9 protein-coding genes are annotated in these 6,786 nt (G+C 73.5%); 6 read left to right on the top strand and 3 right to left on the bottom strand.

All coding sequences use genetic code 11. From position 1 onward, the window contains the following. Positions 1-243: 243 nt before the first annotated feature. Entirely contained in the window at positions 244-1,095 is an 852-nt protein-coding gene (locus tag AB0C35_RS39175) for a serine protease (RefSeq protein ID WP_358467380.1), read from the top strand. Between the two features lie 12 nt (positions 1,096-1,107). Here AB0C35_RS39175 and AB0C35_RS39170 read toward each other — a convergent pair whose 3' ends face one another. Then, positions 1,108-1,782 carry a haloacid dehalogenase type II gene (locus AB0C35_RS39170; RefSeq protein ID WP_358467378.1) on the bottom strand — a complete coding sequence of 225 codons (675 nt, stop codon included), beginning with the start codon at positions 1,780-1,782 and terminating at the stop codon, positions 1,108-1,110. After that, positions 1,779-2,570 (bottom strand): SigB/SigF/SigG family RNA polymerase sigma factor, encoded by a 792-nt coding sequence (locus tag AB0C35_RS39165; RefSeq protein WP_358467376.1) that lies wholly within the window; start codon positions 2,568-2,570, stop codon positions 1,779-1,781. Before AB0C35_RS39165 ends, AB0C35_RS39170 begins: the two co-directional genes overlap by 4 nt. A 199-nt stretch (positions 2,571-2,769) precedes the next feature. Here AB0C35_RS39165 and AB0C35_RS39160 point away from each other — a divergent pair, with 199 nt between their 5' ends. The 5 genes from AB0C35_RS39160 (at position 2,770) to AB0C35_RS39140 (ending at position 5,785) form a co-directional block, all read left to right on the top strand. Beyond that, entirely contained in the window at positions 2,770-3,231 is a 462-nt protein-coding gene (locus tag AB0C35_RS39160) for an SRPBCC family protein (RefSeq protein WP_358467374.1), read from the top strand. A gap of 155 nt (positions 3,232-3,386) precedes the next feature. Beyond that, the gene (locus tag AB0C35_RS39155; RefSeq protein WP_358467372.1) at positions 3,387-3,869 is read left to right on the top strand and encodes a CrcB family protein; all 483 of its coding nucleotides are present in this window, start codon (positions 3,387-3,389) and stop codon (positions 3,867-3,869) included. Next, entirely contained in the window at positions 3,866-4,228 is a 363-nt protein-coding gene (locus tag AB0C35_RS39150; protein WP_358467370.1) for a CrcB family protein, read from the top strand. Before AB0C35_RS39155 ends, AB0C35_RS39150 begins: the two co-directional genes overlap by 4 nt. Positions 4,229-4,410: 182 nt before the next feature. Continuing rightward, complete coding sequence (locus AB0C35_RS39145) at positions 4,411-5,328, top strand: polysaccharide pyruvyl transferase family protein (RefSeq protein WP_358467368.1); 918 nt, start codon at positions 4,411-4,413, stop codon at positions 5,326-5,328. A gap of 55 nt (positions 5,329-5,383) precedes the next feature. Next, positions 5,384-5,785 carry a DUF2267 domain-containing protein gene (locus AB0C35_RS39140; RefSeq protein WP_358467366.1) on the top strand — a complete coding sequence of 134 codons (402 nt, stop codon included), beginning with the start codon at positions 5,384-5,386 and terminating at the stop codon, positions 5,783-5,785. Between the two features lie 34 nt (positions 5,786-5,819). On the opposite strand, the gene AB0C35_RS39135 is transcribed toward AB0C35_RS39140, so the two are convergent. Next, a complete protein-coding gene (locus AB0C35_RS39135; protein WP_358467389.1) occupies positions 5,820-6,776 on the bottom strand; it encodes an NAD-dependent epimerase/dehydratase family protein in 957 nt (318 codons plus the stop codon). Positions 6,777-6,786: the final 10 nt, after the last annotated feature.

The following is a 6,786-nucleotide window of genomic DNA, read 5'->3' as shown; positions in this document are numbered from 1 at the left end:
GAACTCCGCCAGAACTGGAACGAAGACCGCCGCTGGAACCCCACCTGGACCGACGAACAACGCCGCACCGGCTACGCCGGCTGGAAGAAGGCCGTGGAACGGACCTACGGCTGGGTGGACGTCGACTGAGGGAACCCAGGCGGCCGGGGCCCTTCTTTCGCGGGCGAAGATGATCTAGCATCCGGCCGGACAGCGCCGTCACCGGCCGGTGCCTCGCCGCCGGCCCGCCTCGAGAGGATCCCCATGACCGGACGCCGCCTCGCCGCAGTAGTCCTCGCCGCCGTCACCGGCGCCGCCACGCTCACCGCCGCCGGAGCCGCGCTCGCCGCCCCGGCGGCGCCCGCCCCGGCCAAGCCTCGGGCAGAGGTCGACTTCACCGGCATCGTCGCGCTCAGCAACTGCTCGGGGTCCCTCGTGCGCGGGCCGCGTTCCCGCGACACCGACGCGGCGCTGGTCCTGACGAACGGGCACTGCCTGGAGACGGGCATGCCCGGGGCCGGCGAGGTCATCGTGGACCAGGCGTCGTCGCGGACGTTCACGCTCCTCGACCGGACGGGCGAGAAGGAACTGGGCTCCCTTCGGGCCACCAAGGTCGAGTACGCCACGATGACCGACACCGACGTGACGGTCTACCGGCTCGACACCACCTACGCCGCCATCGAGCGGCGGTACGGCATCCCGGCGCTGCGCCTGTCGCCGGCCAGGCCGCACGACGGCACCGAGATCCGGGTCGTGTCGGGCTACTGGAAGAAGATCTACGGCTGCAAGATCGACGACACCGTCCACCGGCTGCGCGAGGCGGACTGGACGTGGAAGAACTCCATCCGGTACACGCCCGAGTGCGACACGATCGGCGGCACGTCCGGCTCGCCGATCATCGACGTCAAGACCCGCCGTGTCGTGGGGGTCAACAACACCGGCAACGAGGACGGTGAGCGCTGCACGCTCAACAACCCGTGCGAGGTCGGCCGCGACGGCGAGATCACCGTCCGCCGCGGCATCAACTACGGCCAGCAGACGTACCTGCTCGCCCGCTGCCTCGGCAAGGGCAACGACGTCGTGCTGGACAAGGCGTGCGCGCTTCCCAAGCCCTGACGGGCGGCACCGTCAGGCGCCGTCCAGCGTGAGGAGCCGTTCCACCACCTGGACGAGGTCGTCGCCGGTCACGTCGGGCGGCGCGAAGACGTCGCCGTAGCGGCCTTCGAGCCGCCCGACCCACCCGGTGGCGAGGCCCGCGCGCTTGGCGCCGTGGCAGTCCCAGGCGTGCGCCGCCACCAGCGCGAGCCGGTCGGCGGGCACGCCCGCCACGGCCGCGGCGTGCAGGTACACGACGGCCGGGGGCTTCCACCGCCCGACCTCTTCGACCGTGATCACCCGGTCGACGAGGTCGGTGAGCTCCGCCCGGTCCAGGAACGCCATGGTCGTGTCCCGGCCGCCGTTGGTCAGGCACAGGGCCGGCACGCCGGCCGCCGCCAGGCGCCGCAGGGCGGGCTCCGCGTCGGGATGGGCGGGCAGCGCGGCGAACCCGTCGAGGACGTGGGCGACCGCCGCGTCGTCGGCGCGCTGCCCGGACACGGCCCGGAGCGCGCCCTCGGCGACCCGGCGGAACGGCGCGTAGTCGCCCGTGGCCGTCAGCGCCATGCCGTCGCGCAGCGTGCGGGCGAACCACGTCTCCAGCGCGCCGCCGGGAAGGCCGATGTCCTCGAACCGGGCCCGCAGCGGCTCCAGCGACATCAGCGTCTCGATCACGTCGAACGCGACGGCGCGGGGCCGCCCCGTCATCGTTCGGCCAGCAGCCCGGCGCGGAGCCGGTCCAGGGTGGCGCGGAGCAGCCGCGAGACGTGCATCTGGGACAGGCCGATCTGCTCGGCGATCTGCGTCTGCGTCTTGTTGCCGAAGAACCGCAGCAGCAGGATCGTCCGCTCGCGTTCGGGGAGTTCGTCGATGAGCGGGCCGAGAGCATGGCCGTCGATGAAGGTGTCGAGCGCCGGGTCCTCGGAGCCGAGGTACTCGCCGACGGTGCCGTTGTCGCCGCTCTGCGAGCCGTCCGCCGGAGCCTCCAGGGACAGCGGGCGGTAGGCGTCGCAGGCGATGATGACCTCGACGGTCTCCTCCTCGGTGATGCCCATGAGCGCGGAGACCTCCGCCGTGGTGGGGGAGCGGCCGCGCTCGCGGGTGAACTCCTGCATGGTGCGCTGCAGGATCGGGCGCAGCTCCTGGATGCGGCGCGACACCCGGATGCCCCACGTCTTGTCGCGGAAGTGCCGCTTCACCTCCCCGGTCACCACCGGGTAGGCGTAGGTGACGAACCTGTCGCCGATGCCGGGGTCGAACCGGTTGATGGCCTTGACCAGGCCCAGGTAGGCGACCTGCTGAAGGTCGTCGATGGGCTCCCCGCGGTTGGCGTACCGGCGGGCCACGCCGCGCACGAGCGGGGCGTGCATGTCGACGATGCGCGCCCGCAGCCGTTCCCTCCGGGGGTCGTCCTCCGGGAGCCGGTTCATCTCCGCGAGCAGGATCTCGGTCTGTCCGTCGTTGAACCGGGTGGTGGTGGACTGCGCCGACGTCATGCGGGTCGTCTCCCTTCCGAAGAGGCCGGCGAGGCGGGGGCGATCGCTCGGTTCCGTCCCATTACCCGGCAAACGGCTGATCACACGGAAACCCCGCCCACGTGGGGGGATCGGGCGTCCCGGGCGCCGCGCCGCCGCCGCGGCCCCGGATAAACGACGCTCGCCCGGGTACCGCCCGGGTGACGCATGAGGGGGAGCCGTGAGCACGATCACCGAGTCGGTCAACGTCACCGTCCCGATCCGCACCGCCTATGACCAGTGGACGCAGTTCGAGACGTTCCCGCAGTTCATGGACGGTGTCGAGGAGGTCCGCCAGCTCGACGACACCACCGTCCGCTGGAGGACGAGGATCGCCGGCGTCGCCCGCGAGTTCGACGCGAGGATCACCGAGCAGCTGCCCGATGAGCGCGTCGCCTGGAAGTCCCTGGAGGGACCGACGCACGCCGGGGTGGTGACCTTCCACCGGCTGGACGAGACCACCACGCGCGTCACCGCCCAGATGGAGATCGACCCGCAAGGACTCGCCGAGAAGGCGGGCGACAGGCTCGGCGCCCTTGGCCACCGGGTCAAGGGCGATCTGCAGCGTTTCAAGACCTTCATCGAGGCCCGCGGCGTCCAGACCGGCGGCTGGCGCGGCCAGGTCGACCGCCCCGAACCCTGACCGGCGGCGCCGGTGGACTCGGCGCCGGTAGACTCGGGCGCGCCCCGGCCCGGCCGGGGCCGCGGCGGTGGGGCCCGCCGTGCCCGGACGGGCGAACCGCGAATCTCCGCCGACGGTCCCTGCCGGTGAAGTGCAGCCGCTGGTAGGAGCGCGCCATGTCCGGGACGGGCCGTCCCGTCGATCCCGATGTCGATCTTCATGTGCCGGAGCAGCGCGACGAGCTGCGGCGCGCGCCGTGGACGACGCTGGGCGCCGTCTCGGCGGGCGGCGTCGCCGGGGCGCTGGCGCGGTACGGGCTGAGCGGCGCGTTCCCGTACGGGCCGGGGGAGTTCCCCTGGGTCGTCTTCTGGATCAACGTCTCCGGCTGCCTGGCGATCGGGGTCCTGATGGTGCTCGTCACCGAGACGCGGCGGGTCCACCGGCTGGTGCGGCCGTTCCTCGGGGTCGGGGTGCTCGGAGGCTTCACCACGTTCTCGACCTACGCCGTCGACGTCCAGCGGGCCGTGGACGGCGGGGCGCCGCGGGTGGCGCTGCTGTACCTCGCGGCGACGCCGGCCGCCGCGCTCGCCGCCGTCGTCGCGGGAACGCTGGCCGCCCGGTCGCTGACCCGGCGGCGCGCCGGGGCGGGGGACGCGTGACGGTCCTGCTGGTCGCGCTGGGCGCCGCGCTCGGCGCCTCGCTGCGCTACCTGGCCGACCGCACCGTGCAGGCATGGCACGGTTCGGTGTTCCCCTGGGGGACGCTGACCGTGAACGTCGCGGGGTCGTTCCTCCTGGGATTCCTGGCGGCCGTGCCCGCCGGCGGCGGGCTGGCGGCCTTCGCCGGGACGGGCTTCTGCGGCGCCTTGAGCACCTACTCCACGTTCGGCTACGAGACCGTCCGGCTGGCCGAGGACGGGGCGCGCCTCCCCGCGCTGCTCAACGCCGCCGGCAGTGTCGCCGCGGGGCTCGGCGCCGCCTACTGCGGCATGGCCGCCGCCGGGTTCGCCGGCGGTTGACGGCGGCGCAGGGGGGTAGCAGGCGGGTGGCGGCCGCCTGAACGCTGGCGCGGCCCAGGCTCGCAGATCCGAGCACCTGGCTCCGAGCTCGCGAGTGGGCCGCGACCTGACTCTGCCCACCCGGTCGTTTCGGTAAACCGGTAGGTGTCTCAAGTGTCACGGCACGGGAAGGCGGCCGGCGGATGCGTGTTCTGGTGACGGGCTGGCCGAGTTTCGTGCACGGCGAGGCCACGGCGGGCGACGTGCTGGCGATGGAGGCGGTGCGGGCGGCGCTGGCCGGCAACGGGATCCCGTGCGACCTCGCGTGGAGCCCGGTCTTCCGGCCGGGCGGACTGGATCTCGGCCGGGCCGACCCCGGCCGCTACACCCATCTGGTGTTCGCCTGCGGGCCGCTGCACGGCCGGCAGATCGAGGAGCTGCACCGCCGGTACGCGGGATGCGCCCGCGTCGCCGTCGGGGTGTCGGTCATCGATCCGGGCGACCCGGCGGTCACCGGGTTCGACGCCGTCCTCGCGCGCGACACGCCCGCGGCGGCGCCGCGGCACGACCTGGCGGCGCTCCCGGCGACCGCGTCGGTGCCCGTCGCCGGGGTCGTGCTGGCGCCGGGGCAGGCCGAGTACGGGACGCGGCGGCGGCACGACCGGATCGAGCGGGAGCTGACGGAGTGGCTCGCCGGCCGCGAGTGCGCACGGCTGCCCCTGGACACCCGGCTCGATCCGCGCGACTGGCGCCTGTGCACGACGCCGGCGGAGCTGGAGTCGGCACTGCGCAGGCTCGACCTGGTCGTCACGACGCGGCTGCACGGCCTCGTCCTGGCCCTGAAGAACGGGGTTCCCGCGCTGGCCGTCGACCCGGTGGGCGGCGGCGCGAAGGTGACCGCGCAGGCGCGGGCGTGGTCGTGGCCCGCCGTCGTCACCGTCCCGGAGCGGGCGGGGCAGGGCCGTGAGGGGGCGGAACGGGACGGGCCGCTGCTGGACCCGGGGGAGCTGGACGGGTGGTGGGAGTGGTGCCTTTCGCCCGAGGGGGCCGGGCGCGCCCCCGCCCTGCCCGCAGACGGATCCATGATCGGCGAGCTGATGGACGTGCTCGGCGCGCGTTAAGGACCGTCCATATCGGGCAGTTTCTGCATTTCAGACCTAGGAAGGAGCGTCCGTCATGCGGCACGAGGAATTCATCGGACAGGTCCAGGCCCGTGCCCGCCTCTCCGGCCACGGTGAGGCGGAACGGGCGACCCGCGCCGTCCTGGAGACGCTCGGCGAACGGATCCCGGAGGGGCTCGCCGACAACCTGGCGGCGCAGCTGCCGCACGAGATCGGCGAGCATCTGCGCCGCACGGAGGTCTACGGCGGCGCGGGCAGCGGCGAGCGGTTCGGCAGGCACGACTTCATCGAGCGGATCGCGGCCAGGTCCGGCGCCGACGAACCCCGCTCGGCGTACCTGGCGCGGGTCGTGCTGGAGGTGACCGACGAGGCCACGCAGGGCACGGTGACCGACAAGGTGCGCCACAGCCTTCCCGCCGACCTCCGGGACCTGGTGACGGCCGGCCACAACGGCTGACCGGCGCCCGTCCCGTGCGCCCGTCCGGGGCCGGTCAGGCGGGGCGGGCGACCATGAGCTCCCGGGCGAACCACTCGATCGTGGTGCGCAGGCCGTCCTCGACGGAGATCCGGGGACGCCAGCCGAGCACCTCCTCGGCCAGCGCGGTGTCGGGCCGCCGGACGTGCGGGTCGTCCACCGGGCGCTCGACGAAGCGGACCCGGGACGGGGAGCCGGTCAGGTCGATGATCAGCCGCGCGAGGTCGGCCATGGACACCTCGTACGGGCTGCCGATGTTGACCGGTCCCGGGTGGTCGGACAGGGCGAGGGCGATGATGCCCCGGACGGTGTCGTCCACGTGGCAGATGGAGCGGGTCTGGGTGCCGTCCCCGGTCACCGTGAGCTCCTCGCCGGTGAGCGCCTGCCGCAGGAACGTCGGGATGGCCCGGCCGTCGTCGGGGCGCATCCGCGGCCCGTAGGTGTTGAAGATCCGCACGATCGCGGTGCCGAGGCCGCGTGAGTGCCGGAAAGCCGACGTGAGCGCCTCGCCGAACCGCTTGGCCTCGTCGTACACGCTGCGCGGCCCGACCGGGTTCACGTTGCCCCAGTACGACTCGGGCTGCGGATGCACCAGCGGGTCCCCGTACACCTCCGAGGTGGAGGCGAGCACGAAGCGCGCGTCCTTGGCCTCGGCGAGTTCGAGCGCGTTGCGGGTGCCCTGGCTGCCGACCTCCAGGGTCTGGATCGGGAGCCGCAGATAGTCGGCCGGGGACGCCGCCGACGCCAGGTGGAAGACGTAGCCGACCTCGCCGGGGACGCTGACCGGCTCGGTGAGGTCGCGTCTCAGGAACCGGAAGTCGCGCCGCCCGGTCAGGTGCGCGATGTTGCGGGACGTGCCGGTCAGCAGGTTGTCCAGGCACACCACCGAGATCCCCCGGGCCAGCAGCGCCTCGCACAGGTGCGAGCCGAGGAAGCCGGATCCTCCGGTGACGACGGCGCGTGGATGTCTCATCATGTTCCCC

Source organism: Spirillospora sp. NPDC048819 (assembly GCF_040650055.1).
Lineage (GTDB): Bacteria > Actinomycetota > Actinomycetes > Streptosporangiales > Streptosporangiaceae > Spirillospora.
This window is presented reverse-complemented; position numbering and strand designations above follow the sequence as displayed.

Bases quoted from the DNA above. Each gene is read 5' to 3' on its own strand.
- AB0C35_RS39175 (WP_358467380.1), top strand. From the start codon at position 244: ATGACCGGACGCCGCCTCGCCGCAGTAGTCCTCGCCGCCGTCACCGGC.
- AB0C35_RS39170 (WP_358467378.1), bottom strand. From the start codon at position 1,782: ATGACGGGGCGGCCCCGCGCCGTCGCGTTCGACGTGATCGAGACGCTG.
- AB0C35_RS39165 (WP_358467376.1), bottom strand. From the start codon at position 2,570: ATGACGTCGGCGCAGTCCACCACCACCCGGTTCAACGACGGACAGACC.
- AB0C35_RS39155 (WP_358467372.1), top strand. From the start codon at position 3,387: ATGTCCGGGACGGGCCGTCCCGTCGATCCCGATGTCGATCTTCATGTG.
- AB0C35_RS39145 (WP_358467368.1), top strand. From the start codon at position 4,411: ATGCGTGTTCTGGTGACGGGCTGGCCGAGTTTCGTGCACGGCGAGGCC.
- AB0C35_RS39140 (WP_358467366.1), top strand. From the start codon at position 5,384: ATGCGGCACGAGGAATTCATCGGACAGGTCCAGGCCCGTGCCCGCCTC.
- AB0C35_RS39135 (WP_358467389.1), bottom strand. From the start codon at position 6,776: ATGAGACATCCACGCGCCGTCGTCACCGGAGGATCCGGCTTCCTCGGC.